This is a genomic window from Xanthomonas populi, assembly GCF_002940065.1.
GTDB classification, from domain to species: Bacteria; Pseudomonadota; Gammaproteobacteria; order Xanthomonadales; family Xanthomonadaceae; genus Xanthomonas; species Xanthomonas populi.
Window position 1 is genome coordinate 1 of record NZ_MDEJ01000065.1, and the last position, 23,060, is coordinate 23,060.

Here is a 23,060-nt window from a genome sequence, read left to right on the forward strand (position 1 = left end):
TGGCAGCAGTCGTACGCCGTCATCCGCGCGATGGTGTGTGCTGGGGCAGCGCCTGGACCAATTCTTTCTTCAAGCCCCCACGCGGATGGACGTCGATGCTCGCGTACATGGTCTCGTGGCTGGCGCGTTGGGTAGGATCATCCGGATGCATGCGCGAGAGCTTGGCAGCCATCTGCTGGGGCGAGCAGCGCCACAGCACCAGATGATCGCGCACCACCTGGAACAGCTCCGTCCCCGGGTTCAGCCGCCGCCGGATGCTGTGCTGACGCCGTGCCCGGTAACGCCTCCCCGCACTGCGTGCGCAAGAGGCCGTGCTGTCCTGCCTGGCCAACGCCCGACGCACTGTCGACGGGCTTCTCCCCCAACAGCCTGGAGATCGCGCGCAAGCTTTGACCTCGCCGCGCCTCAATCTGGAGCATCGCGCGCGCTTCTTCGTTTAGGTGACAATCGCGTTTTGACAGGTGCATACCCTACTGGCCGAAAGGGTGTTGCATTTGGAACTTGAGGCGGCCCTTCCTGCGCGAAGCCGAAGCGGGCTAGCGATCAATGACCTATGCCGGCGGCACGGCGGCAGCGAGGCCTCCTATTCCCTGTGACGCAGCAAAGTCGGCGGGATGAGCGTGCCCGATGCCAAGCGGCTCAAAGACCTTAAGGCCGAGAACGCGCGGCTGAAGAAGTTGCTGGCCGAGCAGCTGTTCGAGAACGACTTGATCAAGGATGCGCTGCGAAAAACGTGGTGAGCGCACCGGCGCGTCGTGCGCTGGTGCGCGAGTGGAGCGGGCATGGCGCCAGCGAGCGTCGCGCCTTGGCAGCGATCGGCATGAGCGCCAGTGCGCTGCGCTATTGCCCGCGCGAAGACCGCAACGTCGAGCTGCGCGAGCGCATCCTGGCGTTGGCACATCGCCATCGCCGCTACGGCGTGGGGATGATCTATCTCAAACTGCGACAGGAAGGGCGCATCGTGCACTACACGCGTGTGGAGCGGTTGTACCGCAAGCAGCAGCTGCAGGTCCGCTGCCGCAAACGCAAAAAGGTACCCGTGGGCGAGCGTCAGCCGCTGCTGCGGCCAGCGCATGCCAACCAGGTGTGGTCAATGGACGTCGTGTTCGACCCCACTGCCGAAGGCCGAGTCATCAAGTGCCTGGTGATCGTGGATGATGCACCACACGAAGCGCTCGCCATCGACGTGGAGCGCGTGATTTTCCGGCGACGGGGTGACGCGCGTACTCGACCGGCTGGCCATCAGACGTGGTTGGCCGCAAGTGATCCGCACTGACAACGGCAAGGAGGTGTGCGGCAAGGCGATGGTCGCCTGGGCGCATGCCCGTGGTGTGCAGTTGCGGCTGATCCAACCCGGCAAGCCAAACCAGAACGCCTACGTCGAATCCTTCAACGGCCGGCGACGCGACGCATGCCTCAACGAGCACTGGTTCCCAACGTTGCTGCATGCGCGCACCGAGATCGCGCGCTGGCGACGTGAAGACAACGAGGACCGACCCAAGAACGCAATCGGCGGCATGACGCCATCCGCTTATGCCCAACATCTGGCCAACACCGATATCATTCCCCCCGAGCTATAAACCTGACCGCTACTCAGGGCGGGGGACGTCGATCGCCGCATCGAGCAGGTCGACCGCCTCGGGTGGTGACAGTGCACGTCACTGCTGCGAGACGAGTTGATCCGGATTGCTGGCGCCAAGCACCGCCAGCCCGTTGATGTTCTGACTGCCGTGATCCGCCTATCGAGGTCGATTTATTTGATGCAATCGCGGCACAGTGCCACGATCTGGCGATCTTGGTCTCTCATCGCGATTGCTAACTCAGTCATCTAATTTTAACGGAATTTTCGCAAATCTTACCCTTACCAGGTGGAAGTGAAAGTACGAGGGTTGGTTGGGAGTGGCGCTCACAGGGTTAACGGTTCACTTCGCTCGCCCAATAATTGTGTGCCGTCAGAGGCGCTGTGATGAGCGTTGAGGATCTGCCGGCCCACTTTTAGCCCCAAGTCGGCGTGCCGCACGCCATCACAACACTTTTTCTTTGCAGACATCCCTGCAACAATGCGCGGGCAGGCGCAGCATCGCGAAAGTGGCGGAATTGGTAGACGCACCAGATTTAGGTTCTGACGCCGCAAGGCGTGGGGGTTCGAGTCCCCCCTTTCGCACCAATGCAGTGCGGCCGTGAGTGTCCGGCTGCTCCATGTCCCGCAAAACCGGTCGTCCAGCGTTGAACGATGCCGTTGTGCGCATTCCGCTGGCAGCGGCCTCCATTATCGGCGAAAATACAAGGCTAGGCGGCGTTCTCGCCATCCGTCAACCCGCATCTTCCATCTCGTGCCGACGCTTGTGAGTCGGTGGCAGGAGTCAACATGCAAGCATCGATCGAATCCACCGGCAATCTGGAACGCCGCCTGACCTTCACCTTGCCGCAGGAGCGTCTGGAGACGCACGTCGGTGGCCGCCTGCGCGAACTTGCGCGGACCACGCGCATCAAGGGCTTCCGCCTCGGCAAGGTGCCAACCAAGGTCATCGAGCAGCGCTTCGGTCAACAGGTGCGTGCCGAGGCGATGGAAGGCCTGCTGCGCGAGACCTTCGACTCGGCAGTGCGCGAGCATTCGCTGCGTCTTGCGGGCAATCCGCGCATCGACCAGGGCGAGAGCGATTTCGATTTCGTCGCTACCTTCGAAGTGGTACCGGACTTCGGCGACATTGATGTGACCACACTGTCTGTGGTGCGTCATACCGCCGAGGTGACCGACGCCGACATCGACCAGATGATCGAAAACCTGCGTCTGCAGCGCCGTACCTGGACCCCGGTCGAGCGTGGCGCACAGGTCGGTGATCTGGTGGCGCTGGAGACCTGGTCGCAGGCTGGCGACGAGCGTCTGCCCGTCGAAGGCGTGGAGACCGGCAGCAGCGTGCTGGGCTCGGGCGCGATGTTCGATCAGATCGAAAAGGGCCTGGAAGGTCTGGCCAGGGGCGAGGAAGAGGCCCTGACCATCGACTTCCCGGCCGAATGGCGCGTGCCGCAGCTGGCTGGCAAGACCGTTCAGGTGCACGTCAAGGCGGTCGAAGTGTCCGAGCCGGTGTTGCCGGAGGTGGACAAGGAGTTCATCAAGAGCTTCGGTGTGAAGAGTGGCGATGCCGAGCAGTTCCGCGCCGACATCCGTACCAATCTGGAGCGCGAGCTCAAGGGTGCGTTGATGAATCGTCTGCGTCGCGAAGTGGGCGAGCAGCTGATCGCCGCCTATGCGCATGTCGAAATGCCGCCGCGTCTGGTCGAAAACGAAGCGCGTTCGATGCTGGCCCAGCAGGTCGAGCAGGTCCGCCGCAGCGGCCGCAACCCGGGCGAGATTCCGGCCGATGCGCACTTGGGTTTCATGGACGCGGCAGTCAAGCGTGTGCTGGTCGGTCTGCTGGTGGGCGAAGTTGCAGGCCGTAACGAGCTGCGTCTGGAATCCAAGCGCGTCAGCGAAACGCTGCGTCTGATCGCCTCGACCTACGAAGAGCCGGAACAGGTCATTGAGATGTACCGCAACGACCCCCGGTTGATGGGTGGACTGCAGAGCCGTGTGATGGAAGAGCAGGTGATCGATTGGATTGCCGAGCGCGCCCAGCACACCGAGCAGCCGATGGCGTTCCAGGATGCGATCCGTCAGTAATGCGAGTCCTTAGCAAGAGCCCGCACATCATGCGCGGGGATTCAGTAATGCGAATCCCTCGCAAGAGCCCGCACATCCATGTGCGGGGATTCAACTAAAGAACAGGAGATTCCCCTCGCGTGGACAATGTAACCAGAGCCTTGAACCTCGTCCCGATGGTGGTCGAACAGACCAGCCGCGGTGAGCGTGCTTACGACATCTACTCGCGCCTGCTGAAGGAGCGTCTGATCTTCCTGGTCGGTCCGATCGACGACCACATGGCCAACGTGATCGTGGCCCAGCTGCTGTTCCTGGAAGCGGATAACCCGGAAAAGGACATCAGCATCTACATCAATTCGCCTGGTGGCGTGGTCACTGCAGGTATGGCGATCTACGACACCATGCAGTACATCAAGCCGGACGTGAGCACCATTTGCGTCGGTCAGGCTGCGTCGATGGGCGCGCTGTTGCTGGCATCGGGCGCTGCCGGCAAGCGCTATGCGCTGCCGAACTCGCGCGTAATGATCCATCAGCCGCTGGGCGGCTTCCAGGGCCAGGCGACCGATATCGACATTCACGCCCGCGAGATCCTGACCTTGCGTTCGCGCTTGAACGAGATCCTCGCCAAGCACACCGGCCAGTCGCTGGAAACCATCGGGCGCGATACCGAGCGCGACAACTTCAAGAGCGCCGTCGATGCTCAGGCCTACGGCCTGGTGGATCAGGTGCTTGAGCGTCGTCCGGAAGAGTCGATTCAGCCGTCCTGATCGCCAGATGCCTGAAATTGCAGGAAAAACCGGCAGGGTCGGGCTTGACGGATGTCGTCCCGACCCTGTGCTATTCTCGAAATCGAACCCCCGTGCATCGGGTGGAGTAACTGGGTAACAGAAGCATGAGCGAAGACCGCCAAGGTCGTTCCGGCGACAGCAACAAGATTCTCTACTGCTCGTTCTGCGGTAAGAGTCAGCATGAAGTCCGTAAGCTGATTGCCGGTCCCAGCGTATTCATCTGCGATGAGTGCGTTGAGTTGTGCAACGACATTATTCGCGAGGAACTTGAAGAGAAGGCGCAGTCGGCACGTTCCAGCCTTCCCAAGCCGCGCGAGATCCTTGAGGTGCTGGATCAATACGTGATCGGTCAGCTGCGCGCCAAGCGCACGCTCGCAGTGGCGGTGTACAACCACTACAAGCGTATTGAGAGCCGCAGCAAGAACGACGAAGTCGAGCTGGCGAAATCCAACATTCTGCTGGTCGGTCCGACCGGCTCGGGCAAGACGCTGCTGGCCGAGACGCTGGCGCGCCTGCTCAATGTACCGTTCACGATTGCCGATGCGACCACGCTGACCGAAGCCGGCTATGTCGGTGAGGATGTAGAAAATATCATTCAGAAGCTGCTGCAGAAGTGCGATTACGACGTCGAAAAGGCACAGCAAGGCATCGTCTATATTGATGAAATAGACAAAATTTCGCGCAAGAGCGAGAACCCGTCGATCACTCGCGACGTGTCCGGTGAAGGCGTGCAGCAGGCGTTGCTGAAGCTGATCGAAGGCACGGTTGCCTCGGTGCCGCCGCAAGGCGGGCGCAAGCATCCGCAGCAGGAATTTCTGCAGGTCGATACCAAGAACATCCTGTTCATCTGCGGCGGCGCGTTTGCCGGTTTGGACAAGGTGATTCAGCAGCGTTCCAACGATGCTGGCGGCATTGGCTTCGGTGCCAAGGTCAAGAGCAGCGAGCGCAAGCAGGAAGTCGGCAAGATCCTGGCCGAAGTCGAGCCGGAAGATTTGATCAAGTTTGGTTTGATCCCCGAGTTCGTCGGCCGCCTGCCGGTGGTCGCTACGCTCGAAGAACTGGACGAGCCGGCGCTGATCAAGATCCTGACCGAGCCCAAGAACGCTATCACCAAGCAGTTCAAGAAGCTGTTCGATATGGAAGGCGTGGAGCTGGAATTCCGCCCCGACGCCCTGTCTGCGATCGCTAAGAAGGCGCTCAAGCGCAAGACCGGCGCGCGCGGTCTGCGCACCATCGTCGAATCGGTGCTGCTGGACACGATGTACGAGCTGCCCTCGCAGGAAAATGTCAGCAAGGTGGTGGTAGACGAGTCGGTTATCGAGCATAAGTCTGAGCCGTATCTGATCTACCAGGCGCAACCGGCTCCGGCCAAGGCAGCGTCCGGCGACTGAGTGATTGCAGCCGCGTCGCCAGGCCTTTGCCTCGCTCACAGATAAAGGGTTTCCGAACGCTACTTGCAAGACCTCGCCGATGGCCCCATAACGGGGCCATCGGTTTTTTTACGCCCTATTTCCCCGAGTCCTGCGGAGCGCCCCATGGCCCAGTCCAAACCAGAAGTTCTCGATCTGCCAGTGTTGCCGCTGCGCGACGTTGTGGTGTTTCCGCACATGGTGATTCCGTTGTTCGTGGGTCGCGACAAGTCGATGCGCGCGCTGGAAAAAGCCATGGAGGCCGACAAGCGCATCCTGCTGGTCGCGCAGAAGTCGGCCGAAACCGACGACCCGACCGCCAGCGATCTGTACACCGTCGGCACGCTGGCGCAGGTACTGCAGTTGCTCAAGCTGCCCGACGGCACCATCAAGGTACTGGTCGAGGGCCTGTCGCGGGTGACTGTTGACAAGGTCGTCGAGCTGGACGGCGCACTGCAGGGGCAGGGCATCGAGGTCGAAGCCAGCGACGCGCGCGAGCCGCGCGAAGTGGAAGCCATAGCGCGTTCGCTGATGTCGCTGTTCGAGCAATACGTCAAAACCAATCGCAAGCTGCCGCCGGAGTTGTTGCAGACCCTGGCCGGCATCGACGAGCCGGGCCGTCTGGCCGATACCATCGCTGCGCATATCGGCGTGCGTCTGGCCGACAAACAGCGCCTGCTGGAGATCACCGAAATCAGCGAGCGGCTGGAGCTGCTGGTCGGCCTGGTCGACGGCGAAATCGATGTGCAGCAGCTTGAAAAGCGCATCCGCGGCCGCGTCAAGTCGCAGATGGAAAAAAGCCAGCGCGAGTACTACCTCAACGAACAGATGAAGGCGATCCAGAAGGAGCTGGGCGATCTGGACGACGCGCCGGGCGAACTGGAAGAAATCGCCCGCAAGATCGCCGAGGCGGGCATGCCCAAGCCGGTCGAGACCAAGGCCAAGGGCGAGCTCAACAAGCTCAAGCAGATGTCGCCGATGTCCGCCGAGGCGGCGGTGGTGCGCAACTATCTGGATTGGCTGTTGGGCGTGCCGTGGAAGAAGCGTTCCAAGGTGCGCAAGGACCTCAAGGCTGCGCAGGACACGCTGGACGCCGATCATTACGGTCTGGACAAGGTCAAGGAACGCATCCTAGAGTATTTGGCCATGCAGTCGCGCGTGAAGCAGATGAAGGGGCCGATCCTGTGCCTGGTCGGGCCGCCGGGCGTCGGCAAGACCTCGCTCGGTCAGTCGATCGCCAAGGCGACCAACCGCAAGTTCGTGCGCATGAGCCTGGGCGGTATCCGCGACGAAGCCGAGATCCGTGGCCATCGCCGCACCTATGTGGGTTCTATGCCGGGTCGGCTGGTGCAGAACCTCAACAAGGTGGGCAGCAAGAATCCGCTGTTCCTGCTCGATGAGATCGACAAGATGTCGATGGATTTCCGCGGCGACCCGTCGGCGGCGTTGCTGGAAGTGCTCGACCCCGAGCAGAACAGTTCCTTCAACGACCACTATCTGGAAGTCGATCTGGACCTGTCGGAGGTGATGTTCGTTGCCACCTCAAACTCGCTCAACATTCCGGGTCCGCTGCTGGACCGCATGGAAGTGATCCGCATCCCCGGCTATACCGAGGACGAGAAGCTCAACATCGCCATGCGCTATCTGGTGCCCAAGCAGATCAAGGGCAACGGCTTGAAGCCGGAAGAGATCGAGATCGGCAGCGATGCCATCCAGGACATCGTGCGCTACTACACGCGTGAATCGGGCGTGCGTAACCTGGAACGCGAAGTGGCCAAGATCTGCCGCAAGGTGGTCAAGGAAATCGCACTTGCCGGTCCGCAGCCAGTGGTGAAAAAGATCGTCGCCAAGAAGGGCAAGCGCAAGGCCCCGGTGGTGGTGAACTCGAAGAATCTCGACAAGTACCTGGGCGTACGTCGCTTCGATTTCGGCCGTGCCGAAGAAGAAAACGAAATCGGTCTGGTCACCGGTCTGGCCTGGACCGAGGTCGGTGGTGAGTTGTTGCAGGTCGAATCCACGCTGGTGCCGGGCAAAGGCAATCTGATCCTCACCGGTCAGCTCGGCAACGTCATGAAGGAATCGGCATCGGCTGCATTGTCGGTGGTGCGTTCGCGCGCCGAGCGGCTCGGCATCGACGTGGATTTCCTGCAAAAGCAGGACGTGCACGTGCATGTGCCCGATGGCGCCACACCGAAGGACGGCCCCAGCGCAGGTATCGCGATGGTGACCTCGCTGGTATCGGTGTTGACCAAGGTGCCGATCCGCGCCGACGTGGCGATGACCGGCGAGATCACCTTGCGTGGTCGCGTGTCGGCGATCGGTGGATTGAAGGAGAAGTTGCTGGCGGCATTGCGCGGTGGCATCCGAACCGTGTTGATCCCGGACGAGAACCGCAAGGATCTTGCCGACATCCCGGCCAACGTGACGCGCGATCTGAAGATCGTGCCTGTCAAGTGGATCGACGAAGTGCTGGATCTTGCACTGGAGCGTCCGCTGGCGCCGAAGAAGTCCGTCAAGGAAAAAGCCCGCAAGACCGCCTCGCGCGTTGCCGTGCGCGGTAAGTCCCGCACTACTCCGGGGACTCGCGTCAAGCACTAAAAGTGCTTGTCTAAATCCAGGCAAAACAAGCCAAAACCCGCGTCGTTATTGGGTTTTGGCTTGCGTGCGGTTGGGGGCGCTGGTATAAATACACGACTCGTGGGCGCGGCAAATCATGATGCGTCACGCGATACCACTTGTGTCGGGCTCTTCGCTAACGGCAAGAGCGCCGATTGTCGATTCCGCGGCATCTGCCGCAAAGGGAGTTTCAAGAATGAATAAAACCGAATTGATCGATGGCGTTGCCTCTGCCGCTGACATCTCCAAGGCTGAAGCCGGCCGTGCTGTCGACGCGGTTGTGAGCGAAATCACCAAGGCACTGAAGAAGGGTGAAGCCGTCACCCTCGTCGGCTTTGGCACCTTCCAGGTCCGCGAGCGCGCTGAGCGCACCGGCCGCAATCCGAAGACCGGCGACAGCATCAAGATCGCTGCTTCGAAGAATCCTGCGTTCAAGGCTGGCAAAGCCCTGAAGGATGCAGTAAAATAACCGACTTGCTAAGGGTGCTTAGCTCAGCGGTAGAGCGTCTCCCTTACACGGAGAGGGTCGGGGGTTCGAAACCCTCAGCACCCACCATTAAGCACCAAGCAAACGTTTCAAGTGCGGAGCGGTAGTTCAGCTGGTTAGAATGCTGGCCTGTCACGCCGGAGGTCGCGGGTTCGAGTCCCGTCCGCTCCGCCAGTTATACGCAGCCCTCGGCCTTGTGCCTGGGGCTTTTTTTTGCGGGATTGCCCGAGATGAGGAGTTTAAATGCATATCGCGGCCCGCAGCATGGGGCATGGAGCATGGAGCATGGAGCATGGAGCATGGAGCATGGAGCATGGAGCATGGAGCATGGAGCATGGAGCATGGAGCATGGGGCTGGGTGCTCGGCGCCAAGCGCGTTACACTGCCCCGCCCGCCAACAGGCCGTGATTTGCCAATGCTGCAGAAACTTCGCGACAATACGTCAGGCTGGGTCGCTACCGCCATCCTGGGGTTGCTGATGATTCCGTTTTTGTTCGTCATCGACAACAGCTACCTCGGCGGCATTGGCGCCAACAACGTGGCCAAGGTGCAGGCGCCGCCCACATGGTGGAAATCGGCACCTTCCTGGTGGCCGGTATCGCTACTGTGGCAGCACCATGAAATCAGTACGCAGGATTTTCGCGCACGCTTCGAGCAGGCGCGTATGCAGGAACGGCAGCGTCAGGGCGAGAATTTCGACCCGCGCACGTTCGAATCCCGCGAAAACAAGTTGCAGGTGCTCGACCAATTGGTCGACGAGCAAGTCGTTCGTCTAGGTGCCGAAGATGCCGGCATCGTGATCGGCGATGCGACGGTGCGTGATTACATCACCAGCATTCAGGCGTTCCAAGTCGATGGCAAATTCAGCCCCGACCAATACCGCGCCGCACTCGCGCAAGGCATGCCACCGCGCACGCCGGCGCAATTCGATGCGTTGGTGCGCGACAGTTTGCAGCAGTCGGTGATTCCACAGGCGATTGCCGAGTCGGGCTTTGCGACCAAGGCCGAGTTTGAGCGCCTGCTCAAGCTGATGGGCGAAACGCGCGACGTGGAGTTGGCGATGCTGCCACCGCCAGCCGCCGATACCGCGCCGGTCAGCGATGTGCAGATCAAGCAGTGGTACGGCGGGCACACCCAAGATTTCCGTCAGCCGGAGACGGTGATGATCGAGTATGTCGAGATCAATACTGCCAAGTTGCCGCCTGCAACCGCCGCCGACGAGGCGACATTGCGCAGGCGCTATGATGAAGAGAAGGGCCGCTTTGTCGAGCCGGACCAGCGTCTGGCTTCGCACATCCTGATCAGCGCTGGTAGCGACCCCGCCGCGCAAAAGGCTGCCGAAGCGAAAGCCGCCAAGCTCGCTGCGGAGGCCAAACAGCCGGGTGCCGATTTTGCCGCATTGGCAAAGGCCAACTCACAGGATCCGGGTTCCAAGGGTGCGGGTGGCGATCTGGGTTGGGTCGAGAAGGGCACGATGGTCAAGCAGTTCGAAGACGCGTTGTTTGCGATGAAGGCTGGCGAGGTGGTCGGCCCGATCAAGAGCGAATTCGGCTATCACGTGATCCAGTTGCGTGAGGTCAAGGGTGGCAAGGGCAAGACGTTCGAGCAGGTGCGCGACCAGTTGGCTGCCGAGCAGCTGAAGGCCGATGCCGACAAGACGTTCGCCGATGTGAGCGGCAAGCTGGTGGATCAGGTCTACAAGAACCCCACCGCGCTTGAGCCGGCCGCCAAGCAGGTTGGTCTGCCGGTGCAGACGCTTGGCCCGTTCTCGCGCGCCGATGCCAGCGGCATCGCGACCAATCCGGCCGTACTGCGTTCGGCGTTCTCCGAGACGCTGGTGCAGGACGGCACGGTGAGCGACCCGATCACCATCGCGCCGAATCATAGCGTGGTGTTGCGCGTGACCAATCACAGCGCCGAGCAGGCGTTGCCGTTAGACAAAGTGCGCGACAAGGTGATTGCAGCGATCCATGCCGACCGCACCGAGAAGGCTGCCGCGGCTGCTGCCGATGCGCTGTTGGCGCGCATGCAGAAGGGTGAAACTTTGCAGGCTCTGGCCGCCAGCGAGAAGCTACAGGTGCAACCGATCCCGGGCCTGCCGCGCACCGCGCCGATCCCGACACCGGCGGCAAACCGTGCGATCTTCAGCGCGCCTCGCCCGACCAAAGGCAAGCCGTCGTTGGGTAAGGTGGAGCTGGATGGCGGGCGCTTTGCGGTCTTCGTGATCGCTAAGGCGACGCCAGGCGATCTGAAGGAGATGCCGGCCGAACAGCAGACGATGCTGCGCGAGCAGTTGAGCCAGATCGACGGCAACAACGCGGCACAGGCGTACGTCAAGGAAATGCGTAAGCGCTACAAGATCCAGATTGAAGAGGCGAAGCTCTAAGGCTGTCTTATTGAGCTGATGAAGATGAGAAAGCCGGGATGACCGGCTTTTTCTTTGGGATATCGGTGTCCTGTGCGGCGGGCGCTGAAGCTTTGGATGTGTGTTGGGCGTGCTCGATTGATGTCATCGGCGTCGATGTCGTGCGTGTTGCTAGAGGACACTGGAAAACTGATCTCCAGGGTCGCCAACAGCCTGGCATGCCGCGCATAGGCGCGCAGTTGGCCATCGATTGAGCGTGGGTGGGGGGGCAATACGGCTGATTACTTCAGCACGCCTGCCTGTGTCACTTGCAGTTTCGCCAAAGCGGTCAAGCGCACAGCTGCAGCAACACCATTCAGTTCTCATCACGCTGATGCCGGCTGTCTTAAAAATCGCGCAAGCAATAGCGGCACGCGCGACATAGCTGCGACCAGTAGGCTGGTCGTCTTGCTAGCTCAATGGCTGTCGTCGAACGACAGCACCATGCCCGGCTTGAGCACGGCGCGTTTGTCCAAGCCATTGCTGGCGAGCAGCGTCGCGACGGTGACGCCGTAGCGGCGCGCGATGGCCCAGGCCGATTCGCCGTTGCTCACCGTATGCGTGCGCGCTTGAGAGTTCAATGTCTTGGCAGTCGTGGCGACCACCGTGGGCGCGGCATCGTTGGTCTCGGCAATCTTTCCCACGTCTGCGGATGCGACAACGGTACCGGCCGAGCCTGGCTGCGCTGGTGCGATCGGCGCGAGCACATGCACCCCGCGCGGCGCGGCGCGTGCGCTGGCCAGTGCCGGATTCAGGCGGGCGAGCAATTGCGGTTCGATGTCGCGCTGTCCGGCCCAGTCATTGAGGCTGGTGCCGACCGGTAGTGCATGTTCGGTCAGCACCGGAACCCGGCGATCGAGCGAGGTCAACAAGTTGCCTTGCTGTTGCGCATGATCTAGCACACAGGCAAGCGCGTGCAGCTTTTCCACATACTCGTAGGTGATATCGGACATGCCGGGCAGTTCGGACGGGCGCGCGTTCTGCGCATTCATCCCTGCCGTGCGCATGGCCTGCAGCACGCGGTACTCGCCAGCATTGTAGGCCATCAGCGCCAGGCGCCAATCGCCGCCAAACATGCCGTAAAGCGTCTTGAGGTAGCGCACTGCAGCGGTGGTGGAATCCACTGCCGAGAGACGGCCGTCGTATTGGGCACCAACCGGCACATGGTGGTTGCGTGCGGTGGTGGCAATGAACTGCCACAAGCCGGCCGGGCCGCTGCCGTTGCGAGCGCCCGGGCGATAGCCGCTTTCGACGAAGGGAATCAGGGCGAACTCGGTCGGCATGTCGGCCTTGCGCAGCTCGTCGACCACGTAACCGAACAGTGGCAGGACGTCCTGTGCATCGTCGGCCAGGCGGGCCGGTGCGCGCGAAAAATGGTGTTCCCAGCGCGTGTCGCTGTGTTCGCTGTCGCAACCTGGATCTGCACGCCCGTCCAGAAACGACGAAAAAATGTCCTGACCATTGCGCAGGCTGGGTGCGGTTGGCGGCGTCGTAGAGCTAGCGGCGGGTTTGAGGAGGCTTGCGTCGTTGGGCGATGCGGCTGCGGGTGCGATGGCCGCACAGGCGACCAGTACTGCCAGAATCAGGCGGATCATGCGCGAAATTCATCTTTCCAGAGCCGAAGTTCGGCGAAAACATCTACATCAGAGGAAAGTGCGCCAGATGCACGCGGTGCGACTGCGGCGCGAATCTCGGGACTGCTGGTGCGTAAAAACGGATTGGTGGCCAGTTCACTCTTGAGCGAAATCGGCAGGGTAGGACGGGCTGCTTGACGCATGGCCTGGGCTTCCTGTTGACGGCGCTGCAAGGCAGCGTTGGTGGGATCGACATGCAGCGCGAAGGCCGCGTTGGCCAACGTGTATTCGTGGCCGCAACACACAAGCGTTTCGCCTGGCAGAGCGGCCAGGCGCTGTAACGAGTCGAACATCTTAGGAGCGCTACCTTCAAACATCCGCCCACAGCCTAGGCTGAACAAGGTATCTCCGCTGAACAAGTGCTCGTCAGTGACGAAGGCGATGTGGCTGCGGGTGTGGCCCGGCACTTCGAGCACCTCAACGCTGGTGCCAAGCAGCCTCAAGCGCTTGCCCTGGCTAACCTGATGGGCGTTGGCGGGAATGCGTTCGTCGACAGGGCCGAACAGTTCAAGGTCCGGCCAGCGCTGCTGTAGCGCTGCCACGCCGCCGATATGATCGGCGTGGTGGTGTGTGAGCAACACTGCGCTGGGAGTGATTCCTTCGCGCTTTGCGGCAGCGAACACAGGCTCGGCCTGACCGGGGTCGACGATGACCGCGCGGCCATCCGCAGCGACCAGCGCCCAGATGTAGTTGTCTTCGAATGCCGGCAGGGCGGTCAGTCGCATAGAATTGGGACCATGCCTGCCCCCCCCTTCTCCCGTCAAGCTGGCGTCTCATCCTGGTTTGAAACAGGCGCGGGGCGCAGCCTGCTGCAGCTGGAACGCCAATTCGCGTTGGCGGCGCTGCAGACACGTCCGTCGCAGCCGTGGTTATGGCTAACGCCAACCATCAAGTTGCCGCCGCGCGAGGCACTGCAGGGGCGTGGTTTGCGGCTGTATCGCAGTGCGGGGCGCTTTGCCGGCGATGCGCGTTGTGCGATGCCGTTTCCGTTGCCGGCCGAGAGCCTGCAGGCGATCGTGGTGCAGCACGCGGTGGTCGGCAGCGCGGCGGAATTCCTGGCCGAATGCGAGCGGCTGCTGATGCCGGGCGGCCGGCTGTGGCTGTTCACGCTCAATCCGATGAGCCCTTATCGCTTTCGGTGGGCGCGCCGTGGCCCGGTCGCCTTGCGTCCAGATCGTTGGCGGTTGTTGGCGCAGCGTGCCGGCCTGCAATGCGTGAACCCGGAACGGTATCTGGGGCCGATCTGGCGCACCGGAAGCGGCTCCTCCGACCCTGGCCGCGCACCCTGGCGCGCGGTGTATCTACTTGAAGTGGAAAAGCGCACCGCCGCATCGATCGGCCCGACGCCGATCGCGATGCCCTCGCGCTGGCCGCAACCTGTGGCCACGATCTGACCATTGCCACTCTCCAACATTAGACGCTGATGAAATCAATTGAATTGCATACCGATGGCTCCTGCCTCGGCAATCCAGGGCCGGGCGGTTGGGCGGCCCTGTTGCGTTATAACGGTCGCGAAAAGGAATTGGCCGGCGGCGAAGCCACCTCCACCAACAACCGCATGGAGTTGATGGCGGCGATCATGGCGCTGGAAACGCTCACCGAGCCATGCCAGATCGTGCTGCATACCGACTCGCAATACGTGCGGCAGGGCATCACCGAGTGGATGTCCGGCTGGGTGCGGCGCGGTTGGAAAACCGCCGGCGGCGATCCGGTCAAGAATCGTGAGCTGTGGGAGCGGCTGCATGCGGCCACGCAGCGGCACAGCATCGATTGGCGCTGGGTGAAGGGCCACAATGGCGACCCGGATAACGAGCGTGTCGACGTGCTTGCCCGCAATCAAGCCATCGCGCAGCGCGCTGGCATCGCAACATCGTAAGTAATCAATAGGATTCATGCGTCAGATCATTCTCGATACCGAAACCACCGGCCTGGAATGGCGCAAGGGCAACCGCGTCGTCGAAATCGGTGCGGTGGAGCTGCTGGAACGGCGCACCAGCGGCAACAACTTCCATTGCTATCTGAAGCCCAATTGCGACTTCGAACCCGGCGCGCAGGAAGTGACCGGGTTGACCCTGGAATTCCTGGCCGACAAGCCGTTGTTCGCCGATGTGGTCGATGAGTTCCTTGCCTACATCGATGGCGCAGAGTTGATCATCCACAACGCCGCGTTCGATCTGGGCTTCCTGGACAACGAGCTGTCGTTGCTGGGCGATAACTACGGCCGCATCGTCGAGCGCGCCACGGTGGTCGACACCTTGATGATGGCGCGCGAGCGTTATCCGGGGCAGCGCAATTCCTTGGACGCCTTGTGCAAACGTCTGGGCGTGGACAACGCGCATCGCCAGTTGCACGGCGCCTTGCTCGATGCGCAGATTCTGGCCGATGTCTACATTGCGCTGACCTCGGGCCAGGAAGAAATCGGCTTTGCCAGCGCCGATGCCGGCCAGAACGCCGAGCACGGTGGCGGCATGATCGCGTTCGATCCGGCGCTGCTATTGCCGCGCCCGCGCGTGGCGGTAACGGCATCAGATTCGCAGGCGCATGAAGTGCGCTTGGCGCACCTGCGCAAGAAGGCCGGGCGTGCGCTGTGGGATGCGCCGGTCGAAGACGTTGCCGCTGTCGGTTATTAGTAGCTACGCACCAGGATCGCGGTGATGTTGTCCGAGCCGCCACCATCCAGCGCGGCGGCGACCAGGCATTCGACGCATTCCTGGGCGCTGCAATCGGCTTGCGACAACGTTGCGGCGATGGTGGCGTCGTCGATTTCTTCGGTCAGGCCGTCGCTGCACAGCAGCAGCTGCATGCCGGATTTGAGTTCGCCCTGCATGGTGGCGACATTGAGGTGCACCGGGTCGGTCACCCCCAACGCCTGGGTCACCACATTGCGATGCGGATGCGCGCGCGCCTGCTCGCTGGTGAGCGTGCCCTGTGCGATGAGTTCCTGCACGTAACTATGATCCTGGCTCAGCTGCGCCAGCCGGCCGTCGCGCCACAGATAGGCGCGGCTGTCGCCGACCCAGGCTACCTCAAAGCGCAGGCCCAGCACGCGCGCAGCGACGACGGTGGTGCCCATCGGTAAGGTGTCGTTGCAGCGGCGCGAGGTCTTGATGATTTCTTCGTCGGCGATACGCACTGCCTGCGCCAGCGGGGTGCCGGCGCGCACTTCGCGCACGATGGTTTCGCGCGCCAGCGCGCTGGCCACTTCGCCGCAGGCATGCCCGCCCATGCCATCTGCAACTAGCCACAGTCCCAGCTCGCTGTCGCCGTAGTACGTGTCCTCGTTGAGGTCGCGACGCAGGCCGACGTGGGTGAGGTGTCCGAATTCGAGCATGGTGCCGGGTCGCCAGAGGGAAGATGCACCACCATCATCGCGGCCCGACCGGCCAGCGGCAACAGAGCGTTGGCAGCTGCCGCAGGAAGGGTTCACGCCGGACCGGATCGTGCTGCGGATGCTTCGGCCCGCTTGTGGCTTGGCGCCTGTGCCCGTATAATTCACGGCCCCGGGACGCCCGGGACCATCTGGAGAGGTGGCAGAGCGGTTGAATGTACCTGACTCGAAATCAGGCAGGCGTTTATAGCGCCTCGGGGGTTCGAATCCCCCCCTCTCCGCCAGATTCGCATCAGCCCCCGCAAGGGGGCTTTTTGTTTATGGGTCGCAGCCAGCCGGCGCGATGCCTACACTTCACCCTTTGATATCCGTTGGAGGCATGACATGTCCGAGATCCTGGTGCCCGTGTCCTTCGGTGAGTTGCTCGACAAGATCGCGATCCTGCAGATCAAGTCCGAGCGCATGAGTGATGCCGCCAAGTTGACCAATGTGCGCAAAGAGCTGTCTGCGCTGGAAACCAGCTGGATGGCGCATCCGGCTGCCGGTCACGACATCGTGCGTCTGCGCGCCGCGCTCAAGGCTGTCAACGAGCGGCTGTGGGTGATCGAAGACGACATTCGTCTCAAGGAGCAGGTGCAGACATTCGACGATACCTTCGTGCAGCTGGCGCGCAGCGTCTATATCGAAAACGATGAGCGCGCGCGCATCAAGAAAGAGATCAACCTGGCGCTGGGTTCGTCGTATGTGGAAGAAAAGTCGTATCAGGACTATCACGCGACGCGTGTCTGAGAGCTGCTGATCTCAGGCCTGCATGGCTGAGCGGCGGGGTCTGTGTTTTGAGAAACATCCTGGTGAGTCGCCAAAATGTATTTCAACAGGCTCCGCAGTGGATTTCTGCTGCCCGCCTGACCAGCCGCCCATTCGCTAAATGTTCTGCGCTGTCCTGAGGCTGTTGAGCAGCGTCGCATTGCGCGCCGCGTGCTCTAGCGATTGAACGCCTGTTCGAGCGACGATCCGTCGCAGATCCTCAGCGCGGATGATCTCCGCGATAACGCTCGAAAGCAGCGATCGCATCGTCAACGGTGATCAGCGACATCACGTCGTCGAACTCGATCTTGGTTCCCCATTTCAACTGGCTGGCCGGCTTGCCCAGGTGTTTGCGGGCGGCAGCGTCGTAACGGTCCACGCAATAGCGCACGTCCGAATACGGGCCGCTGCGCAACGGGTTGCTGGCTGCATGCAGGCCGAGCACCTTGCTGCCCATCGCATTGGCGATGTGCATCGGGCCCGAATCCGGTGTGACCACCAGATCGGCGCGGGCGAGCAGGGCGGGGAGCTGCTTGAGCGTGTCCTTGCCGACCAGGTCCAGCACCGGCGTGCGCGCGGTCGCGACGATGGCATCGGCGGTGCTGCGTTCCAGGTCGCTGCGGCCACCGCACAGCACGATCCGCCAGCCTTGAGCTGCGGCATGGTCTGCCAGCGCCGCATGGCGGTCGGGATACCAGTTGCGGCGTGCGTGGCTGGAACACGGCGAAATCATCAGCACCGGGCGGCCGTCGTCGTCCCATTGCGCCTGTGCCCAGCTGTGCGCACCGTCCGGCACTGGTAGATCCCAGCGCACCTGGGTCTGGGTCAGGCCCAGCGGCTCGGCGAAGCTGCCGATGGCATTGAGCACATGGATGCCGGGGCGGTCGGCGATGCGTTCGTTGACGAACAGGCCGTGCAGCTCTTTGGAGCGGCTGCGGTCATAGCCGATGCGCCGCCGCGCCGGCAAGAATGCCGATAGCACATTCGCGCGAAAGGCCACCTGCATCTGCAGCAAGGCATCGAAGCGGCCCAGCGGTGCCAGCGACTGGCGCAGCGCGCGCATACCGGCCACGCCAGTGCGCTTGTCGTAGGCATGAAAGTGCACACCGGGCAGGCCGCCGAGCAACGTCAGCCCGGCCTTGTCGATGATCCAATGTAGCTGGCTTGCCGGAAATCCCGCCTGCAACGTGCGCACCAGCGGCACCACGTGAGTGACGTCACCCAGGGCCGACAGGCGCAGCAGGCATAACGAAGCGGGCGTAGAAGCCATGGTGTTGTTAGACTCGATAGATGGTTTGTTTTGACGCCACTGAAGCGCTGACGCCGTACCGCGAAGGCCGCGGCTATGGCGCCATTCTGTTCGACCGCGAACGGCTGCGGCAAGCCGATGCCACGCTGTTTTCGCCGCACCACTGGGGCGACAGGGCACGGCCGGTGGACGAAGGCGGGCGTGGCGGGGCGTGGTTTGTGGATGCGCCGTTCGGCCACAGCGTGTTGCGCCAGTATCTGCGCGGCGGCATGGCTGCTCGGGTGAGCCGCGATCAATACCTGTGGAAAGGAGCGGGGCGCACGCGCAGCTTTGCCGAGTTCCGGCTGATGCGCGAACTGCTCAGGCGCAAATTGCCTGTGCCGCGTCCGTTGGCGGCCTGCTATCTGCGCGAGGGTCTTGGCTATCGCGCTGCGCTATTGATGGAACGCCTGGAAAACGTGCGCTCGCTGGCCGATCACGCGCAGGTTGCCGGGCGTGGCGCGCCGTGGGAGGAGACCGGGCGGTTGATTGCGCGCTTTCATCGCACTGGCCTGGATCACGCCGATCTCAACGCGCACAACATTCTCTTCGATGCCGGTGGGCACGGCTGGTTGATCGATTTCGACCGCGGCGTGTTGCGCATTCCGGCCACGCGCTGGCGCGAGAGCAATCTCAAACGCCTGCATCGCTCGCTGCTAAAGTTGCGCGGCAATCGCAGCCGCGAAGAGGTTGACAAGGATTACGGGCGCCTGCATCGCGCTTACGAGCTGGCCTGGGGCCGGGGCTACTGATGAACTGGATGTTGCGTGTGCAGGGGGTCGGCAATGCGTCGGGGGTGGCGCTTGGCTCGCCGATGGCCACGCTCGAGCGCGCTGGCGCGCCGTGGCTGACCATTGACTGCGGCAGCGAGGGGCTGACCGCCTACCAGGCCCATTACGGACAGTTGCCGCAGGCGATCTTCATTACCCACGTGCATCTGGACCATGTTGGCGGGCTGGAGCGGGTGTTCGTGGACAGCTATTTCTCCGAACGACGCGGGCGCACCCGCCTGTACGTGCCGGCGCCGGTGGTGCCGTTGCTGCAGCGGCGGATCGCCGACTACCCGAATGTACTTGCCGAGGGCGGCGCCAACTTCTGGGACGCGTTTCAGCTGGTGCCGGTGGGGGATGCGTTCTGGCACGACGGCGTGCGGCTGGAGGTATTCCCGGTGCGTCACCATTGGCCGGAGACCGCGTTCGGGCTGCGGTTGAAGGGTGCGCTGGTGTGGAGCGGCGACACCCGGCCGATCCCGGAAATGCTGGCTCGCTATGCCGACGACGGCGAGCTCATCGCGCATGACTGCGGCGTTCACGGCAATCCGTCGCATACTGGTGTGGACGATTTGGAGCGGGAATACCCGCAGGACATGTTGAGCCGCATGCTGCTGTACCACTACGCCAGCGACACTGATGGCGACGTGCTTCGCGCACGCGGTCATCGCGTTGCGGTGCCTGGTCACTATCTGGAACTGGCGGAGCCGACCGCCGCAATGGTGCCCTGATGAGCGCTTTGCTGCTGCCGAATCTGACCACCGCGCCGATGCAGGACCGCTACGGCCGGCCGCTGCGCGATCTGCGGCTGTCGGTCATCGAGGCCTGCAATTTCCGCTGCGGTTACTGTATGCCGGCCGATCGTGTGCCGGACGATTATGGGTTCGATGCGCAGCAACGCTTGAGCTTCGATCAATTGGAAACGCTGGTGCATGCGTTCGTCTCGGTCGGCGTCACCAAGGTACGTTTGACTGGTGGCGAACCGCTACTGCGCCGCGACCTGCCGAGCTTGATCGCGCGACTGACCGCAATCGACGGCATCGAGGATTTGGCGCTGACCACCAACGGCGCCTTGCTCGCGCGTCAGGCGGTGGCGCTGCGGCAGGCCGGGCTGCGCCGTATCACCGTGAGCATGGATGCATTGGATCCGGAGCTGTTCAAGCGCATGAGCGGCGACCGTGGCGACATTGCGCAGGTGCTGGCCGGCATTGCCGCTGCCGAGCAGGCCGGTTTCCAGCGCTTGAAGATCAATTGCGTGGTGCAGCGGGGCGTCAACGAAGATCAGGTGTTGCCGCTGGTGGAGCACTTCCGCGGCACCGGCCACGTGTTGCGCTTCATCGAATTCATGGATGTGGGCAGTTGCAATGGCTGGACGGCGGATGCGGTGGTGACCTCTGCGCAATTGCACAAGCGCATCCACGCGCGCTGGCCGCTGGCGCCGCTGGATGCCAATTACACCGGCGAAGTCGCGCAACGGCATGCATTTGCCGATGGCGCGGGCGAGGTGGGTTTTGTCAGTTCGGTCAGCGTGCCGTTCTGCGGCGATTGCCAGCGTGCACGCGTGTCGGCCGATGGACATCTGTACACCTGCCTGTTCGCCAGCCAAGGCCATGACCTCAAGCCCGCGTTGGCTGAGGGCGCGCATGGATTGTCCGAACATCTGCGCGCGCGCTGGACCATGCGTGGCGACCGCTACAGTGAAGTGCGCGCATCGACGCCGCGCCGTGGCAAACGGGTGGAGATGTTTTTGATCGGCGGGTGAGGGAGTGCTGTTCCGTCGAGGCACTCCATTCACCGAGAATGCCGCATCCTGAGCGTCTGTCATTGTGTCGTTTCCCATGCCCGCAAAACCCCCATCCGCACGCCTGACCCACCTGGATGACGCCGGGTTGCCTACTATGGTGGATGTCTCGGACAAGGCAGTCACTGCACGCAGCGCCACCGCCCAAAGCCGGGTACGTTTTCCGTCCGCTGTCGCTGCGCAATTGCGCGCCAATGGCTTGCGTAGCGCCAAGGGCGGCATCGTGGAGACCGCAGTGATCGCCGGCACGATGGCGGTCAAACGCACGCACGAATTGATTCCGTTCTGTCATCCGCTACCGATCGATGCGTGTCGCTTCGAGATCGACTGGGCGGGCGAGCACGTGTTGGACATCAGTTGTACCGTGCGTTGCGTACATCGCACCGGTGTGGAAATGGAAGCGCTTACCGGTGCCAGCGTGGCGGCGTTGACGGTCTATGACATGTGCAAGGCGTTGTCGCATGCGATGAGTATCGGCCCGACCAAGTTGGTGTCCAAACGCGGCGGCAAACGCGATATCGGAGCAAAGCGATGCGCGCGACAGTGACGGTGCTGTATTTCGCCAGCTTGCGGGAGGCGGCGGGTATTGCCAGCGAGCAGGTGCACTCGGATGCGCCGGATTTGCGCGCGCTGTATGTCCAACTCGCTACACGCCATGGCCTGCGTTGGACGCCGGCGCAGCTGCGTGTAGCGGTGGATGGCGCGTTCGCGCGCTGGGAGGATGAGCTGCGCGACGGCAGTGAAGTGGTATTTATTCCGCCGGTTTCGGGAGGTTGAGTGTGAGCGAGCAGGCAACTGCCATCTTTGCGCTTTCTGACGTGCCGTTGCCGATCGGCAGCTTGCGCGCTGCGCTTGCGCACCCGCACGCCGGTGCGTTTGCCAGTTTCGAAGGCTGGGTGCGCAACCATAACCAAGGCCGCAGCGTTGCCGGGCTGCGCTACGAAGCCTATGCCGCGCTCGCGCAGGCGGAAGGGCAACGCGTGCTCAGCGAAGCGATGAGCCGGTTTGCCATCGTCAACGCGCACTGCGTGCACCGTGTGGGTGAACTGCGCACCGGCGACATGGCGGTGTGGGTCGGCGTCGGCGCGGCGCATCGCGGCGCCGCATTCGATGCGTGCCGTTTCATCATCGACGGGGTCAAGGCACGCGTGCCGATCTGGAAGCACGAGCATTACCTGGAAGGCGATGCGGGCTGGCTGCACCCGGAATCGCAGCCGCAGTAGTGCGTGCCTACGAATCGAGCGGTGCGGCGGACATCCGAGAGTTAGGGTGGTGTCCCCGCCGGTTGACCTCGGCGCCCGCGTCAATCGATACCGTTGCTGCCTTCCGGCCCTGGCGGGATTTTCGATCTAGCGTCGCGAGGGACCGACGGGGCCACCATAAGACGTGGGCCATTGGCGTGACCCTGGATCCAGACAATCGCGTTGCAGGATCATAAAAGTGGCGGAGAGTGGGCTAGGCGGATGGATCCGCTCTAATCCCTTGATCTCTAACCAAAACGCAAACCGGACGTTTGTCCTTGATTCGTGTCCAGCTATTGTAGCTTCTGAGCGGCTACTACCGCTAGTGAGGCCACAAAAAAAACAGCGCCCGATGTGGCTGGGCGCTGTTGAGCTCAAGCAATGTGCATGGCGTCTGGCGTATCGATATGGCAATGGTGGCGACGCTGCATGCGGGCCTGGCGCAGCGACTGAGTCCGCAGCAGATCCTAAGGCCGTGCCCGTTTGTGTGGTGAGCCGATGGTGTGCACCGCACGTCGTTAGCGCTATCTCCATCGTCACCCGTTGCGTCATCTGCTCCGGCTGCCCACGCGGCGGCGTTCCTACGGCCTAGGAAAGGCCACGCGGTTCACCGATCGCACCTCGATCCCCCTGCGTCCGGCGCACGTGGCCACCCGCGCGCACCTAGGCCATTGGGAGCTGGAGACGGTGCGCCCCGGCGCGGCACCGGTGTGCAGGTAACTCATGTCGAACGCAGCAGCGGCGATGTGCGTTTGGGCTGGTGTGCCAACGGCACGGCCGCGGCAGTGACCGAGGTCATCGGGGCGCGCCTGTGTCGGCTGAGCGATCGGGTGCTGAGCCTCGCCTG

22 protein-coding genes, 4 tRNA genes, 1 other RNA gene and 2 pseudogenes are annotated in these 23,060 nt (G+C 62.6%); 23 read left to right on the top strand and 6 right to left on the bottom strand.

Translation table 11 applies throughout. The features are described 5' to 3' along the window. Positions 1-22 precede the first annotated feature (22 nt). Positions 23-461 (bottom strand): annotated as a pseudogene (locus tag XpopCFBP1817_RS24015) (helix-turn-helix domain-containing protein); the annotation flags it as partial. A 31-nt stretch (positions 462-492) separates the two neighbouring features. Between XpopCFBP1817_RS24015 and XpopCFBP1817_RS11830 the strand changes: the two are divergent. The 11 genes and pseudogenes from XpopCFBP1817_RS11830 (at position 493) to XpopCFBP1817_RS11880 (ending at position 11,559) form a co-directional block, all read left to right on the top strand. Then, positions 493-1,580 (top strand): annotated as a pseudogene (locus XpopCFBP1817_RS11830) (IS3 family transposase). Positions 1,581-2,082: 502 nt separating this feature from the next. Further along, a tRNA-Leu gene (locus XpopCFBP1817_RS11835) sits at positions 2,083-2,167 on the top strand. Between the two features lie 201 nt (positions 2,168-2,368). Then, positions 2,369-3,661: a trigger factor gene (gene tig / locus XpopCFBP1817_RS11840; RefSeq protein WP_128417284.1), complete on the top strand. Its 1,293-nt coding sequence runs from the start codon at positions 2,369-2,371 to the stop codon at positions 3,659-3,661. A 119-nt stretch (positions 3,662-3,780) separates the two neighbouring features. Continuing rightward, positions 3,781-4,407 (top strand): ATP-dependent Clp endopeptidase proteolytic subunit ClpP, encoded by a 627-nt coding sequence (clpP, locus tag XpopCFBP1817_RS11845; RefSeq protein WP_023902875.1) that lies wholly within the window; start codon positions 3,781-3,783, stop codon positions 4,405-4,407. A 125-nt stretch (positions 4,408-4,532) separates the two neighbouring features. Next, positions 4,533-5,819, top strand: coding sequence for an ATP-dependent Clp protease ATP-binding subunit ClpX (clpX, locus tag XpopCFBP1817_RS11850; protein ID WP_006451747.1), 1,287 nt, complete (start codon positions 4,533-4,535; stop codon positions 5,817-5,819). A gap of 144 nt (positions 5,820-5,963) precedes the next feature. Beyond that, positions 5,964-8,435 carry an endopeptidase La gene (gene lon / locus XpopCFBP1817_RS11855; RefSeq protein WP_128417285.1) on the top strand — a complete coding sequence of 824 codons (2,472 nt, stop codon included), beginning with the start codon at positions 5,964-5,966 and terminating at the stop codon, positions 8,433-8,435. 214 nt (positions 8,436-8,649) lie between these two features. Beyond that, positions 8,650-8,922 carry an HU family DNA-binding protein gene (locus XpopCFBP1817_RS11860; RefSeq protein WP_128417286.1) on the top strand — a complete coding sequence of 91 codons (273 nt, stop codon included), beginning with the start codon at positions 8,650-8,652 and terminating at the stop codon, positions 8,920-8,922. Between the two features lie 12 nt (positions 8,923-8,934). After that, positions 8,935-9,009 (top strand) — tRNA-Val (locus tag XpopCFBP1817_RS11865). Positions 9,010-9,037: 28 nt separating this feature from the next. Beyond that, positions 9,038-9,114 (top strand) — tRNA-Asp (locus XpopCFBP1817_RS11870). 241 nt (positions 9,115-9,355) lie between these two features. Continuing rightward, positions 9,356-11,326 carry a peptidyl-prolyl cis-trans isomerase gene (locus XpopCFBP1817_RS11875; RefSeq protein WP_158251295.1) on the top strand — a complete coding sequence of 657 codons (1,971 nt, stop codon included), beginning with the start codon at positions 9,356-9,358 and terminating at the stop codon, positions 11,324-11,326. A gap of 38 nt (positions 11,327-11,364) precedes the next feature. Next, complete coding sequence (locus XpopCFBP1817_RS11880; protein WP_128417288.1) at positions 11,365-11,559, top strand: hypothetical protein; 195 nt, start codon at positions 11,365-11,367, stop codon at positions 11,557-11,559. A gap of 201 nt (positions 11,560-11,760) precedes the next feature. Here XpopCFBP1817_RS11880 and XpopCFBP1817_RS11885 read toward each other — a convergent pair whose 3' ends face one another. After that, entirely contained in the window at positions 11,761-12,939 is a 1,179-nt protein-coding gene (locus XpopCFBP1817_RS11885) for a lytic transglycosylase domain-containing protein (protein WP_128417289.1), read from the bottom strand. Then, entirely contained in the window at positions 12,936-13,703 is a 768-nt protein-coding gene (gene gloB / locus XpopCFBP1817_RS11890) for a hydroxyacylglutathione hydrolase (RefSeq protein WP_128417290.1), read from the bottom strand. The genes XpopCFBP1817_RS11885 and gloB overlap by 4 nt, the downstream gene beginning before the upstream one ends. A gap of 12 nt (positions 13,704-13,715) precedes the next feature. Between gloB and XpopCFBP1817_RS11895 the strand changes: the two genes are divergently transcribed. Genes XpopCFBP1817_RS11895 through dnaQ form a run of 3 tightly spaced genes read left to right on the top strand, consistent with a single transcriptional unit; the run spans position 13,716 to position 15,608 of the window. After that, entirely contained in the window at positions 13,716-14,372 is a 657-nt protein-coding gene (locus XpopCFBP1817_RS11895) for a hypothetical protein (protein ID WP_128417291.1), read from the top strand. 29 nt (positions 14,373-14,401) lie between these two features. Then, positions 14,402-14,854, top strand: a complete 453-nt coding sequence (gene rnhA / locus XpopCFBP1817_RS11900; RefSeq protein WP_128417292.1) for a ribonuclease HI — start codon at positions 14,402-14,404, stop codon at positions 14,852-14,854. A 16-nt stretch (positions 14,855-14,870) separates the two neighbouring features. Further along, positions 14,871-15,608, top strand: coding sequence for a DNA polymerase III subunit epsilon (gene dnaQ / locus XpopCFBP1817_RS11905; protein WP_128417293.1), 738 nt, complete (start codon positions 14,871-14,873; stop codon positions 15,606-15,608). Here the strand turns inward: dnaQ and XpopCFBP1817_RS11910 are convergent. Then, entirely contained in the window at positions 15,605-16,309 is a 705-nt protein-coding gene (locus tag XpopCFBP1817_RS11910; protein ID WP_128417294.1) for a PP2C family protein-serine/threonine phosphatase, read from the bottom strand. The genes dnaQ and XpopCFBP1817_RS11910 overlap by 4 nt on opposite strands. Before the next feature lie 190 nt (positions 16,310-16,499). On the opposite strand from XpopCFBP1817_RS11910, the gene XpopCFBP1817_RS11915 reads away from it, so the two are divergent. Further along, positions 16,500-16,590, top strand: a tRNA-Ser gene (locus XpopCFBP1817_RS11915). Between the two features lie 100 nt (positions 16,591-16,690). Further along, complete coding sequence (locus XpopCFBP1817_RS11920) at positions 16,691-17,095, top strand: DUF6165 family protein (protein ID WP_128417295.1); 405 nt, start codon at positions 16,691-16,693, stop codon at positions 17,093-17,095. Between the two features lie 238 nt (positions 17,096-17,333). On the opposite strand, the gene XpopCFBP1817_RS11925 is transcribed toward XpopCFBP1817_RS11920, so the two are convergent. Next, positions 17,334-18,383, bottom strand: coding sequence for a glycosyltransferase family 9 protein (locus tag XpopCFBP1817_RS11925; protein ID WP_128417296.1), 1,050 nt, complete (start codon positions 18,381-18,383; stop codon positions 17,334-17,336). A 20-nt stretch (positions 18,384-18,403) separates the two neighbouring features. Between XpopCFBP1817_RS11925 and XpopCFBP1817_RS11930 the strand changes: the two genes are divergently transcribed. From XpopCFBP1817_RS11930 to XpopCFBP1817_RS11955, 6 genes are all read left to right on the top strand, one after another. Then, the gene (locus XpopCFBP1817_RS11930) at positions 18,404-19,153 is read left to right on the top strand and encodes a 3-deoxy-D-manno-octulosonic acid kinase (protein ID WP_128417297.1); all 750 of its coding nucleotides are present in this window, start codon (positions 18,404-18,406) and stop codon (positions 19,151-19,153) included. Beyond that, the gene (locus XpopCFBP1817_RS11935) at positions 19,153-19,902 is read left to right on the top strand and encodes an MBL fold metallo-hydrolase (protein WP_128417298.1); all 750 of its coding nucleotides are present in this window, start codon (positions 19,153-19,155) and stop codon (positions 19,900-19,902) included. Before XpopCFBP1817_RS11930 ends, XpopCFBP1817_RS11935 begins: the two co-directional genes overlap by 1 nt. Next, positions 19,902-20,933 (top strand): GTP 3',8-cyclase MoaA, encoded by a 1,032-nt coding sequence (moaA, locus tag XpopCFBP1817_RS11940; RefSeq protein ID WP_128417299.1) that lies wholly within the window; start codon positions 19,902-19,904, stop codon positions 20,931-20,933. Before XpopCFBP1817_RS11935 ends, moaA begins: the two co-directional genes overlap by 1 nt. A gap of 76 nt (positions 20,934-21,009) precedes the next feature. Beyond that, positions 21,010-21,519, top strand: a complete 510-nt coding sequence (gene moaC, locus XpopCFBP1817_RS11945; protein ID WP_128417300.1) for a cyclic pyranopterin monophosphate synthase MoaC — start codon at positions 21,010-21,012, stop codon at positions 21,517-21,519. Further along, entirely contained in the window at positions 21,504-21,749 is a 246-nt protein-coding gene (locus tag XpopCFBP1817_RS11950) for a MoaD/ThiS family protein (protein WP_128417301.1), read from the top strand. Before moaC ends, XpopCFBP1817_RS11950 begins: the two co-directional genes overlap by 16 nt. Next, complete coding sequence (locus tag XpopCFBP1817_RS11955; protein WP_128417302.1) at positions 21,746-22,195, top strand: molybdenum cofactor biosynthesis protein MoaE; 450 nt, start codon at positions 21,746-21,748, stop codon at positions 22,193-22,195. Before XpopCFBP1817_RS11950 ends, XpopCFBP1817_RS11955 begins: the two co-directional genes overlap by 4 nt. Positions 22,196-22,247: 52 nt before the next feature. On the opposite strand, the gene ffs is transcribed toward XpopCFBP1817_RS11955, so the two are convergent. After that, an RNA gene (gene ffs, locus XpopCFBP1817_RS11960) (signal recognition particle sRNA small type) lies at positions 22,248-22,344 on the bottom strand. Between the two features lie 412 nt (positions 22,345-22,756). Here ffs and XpopCFBP1817_RS21585 point away from each other — a divergent pair. Next, the gene (locus tag XpopCFBP1817_RS21585) at positions 22,757-22,933 is read left to right on the top strand and encodes a hypothetical protein (protein ID WP_158251296.1); all 177 of its coding nucleotides are present in this window, start codon (positions 22,757-22,759) and stop codon (positions 22,931-22,933) included. Positions 22,934-23,060 lie beyond the last annotated feature (127 nt).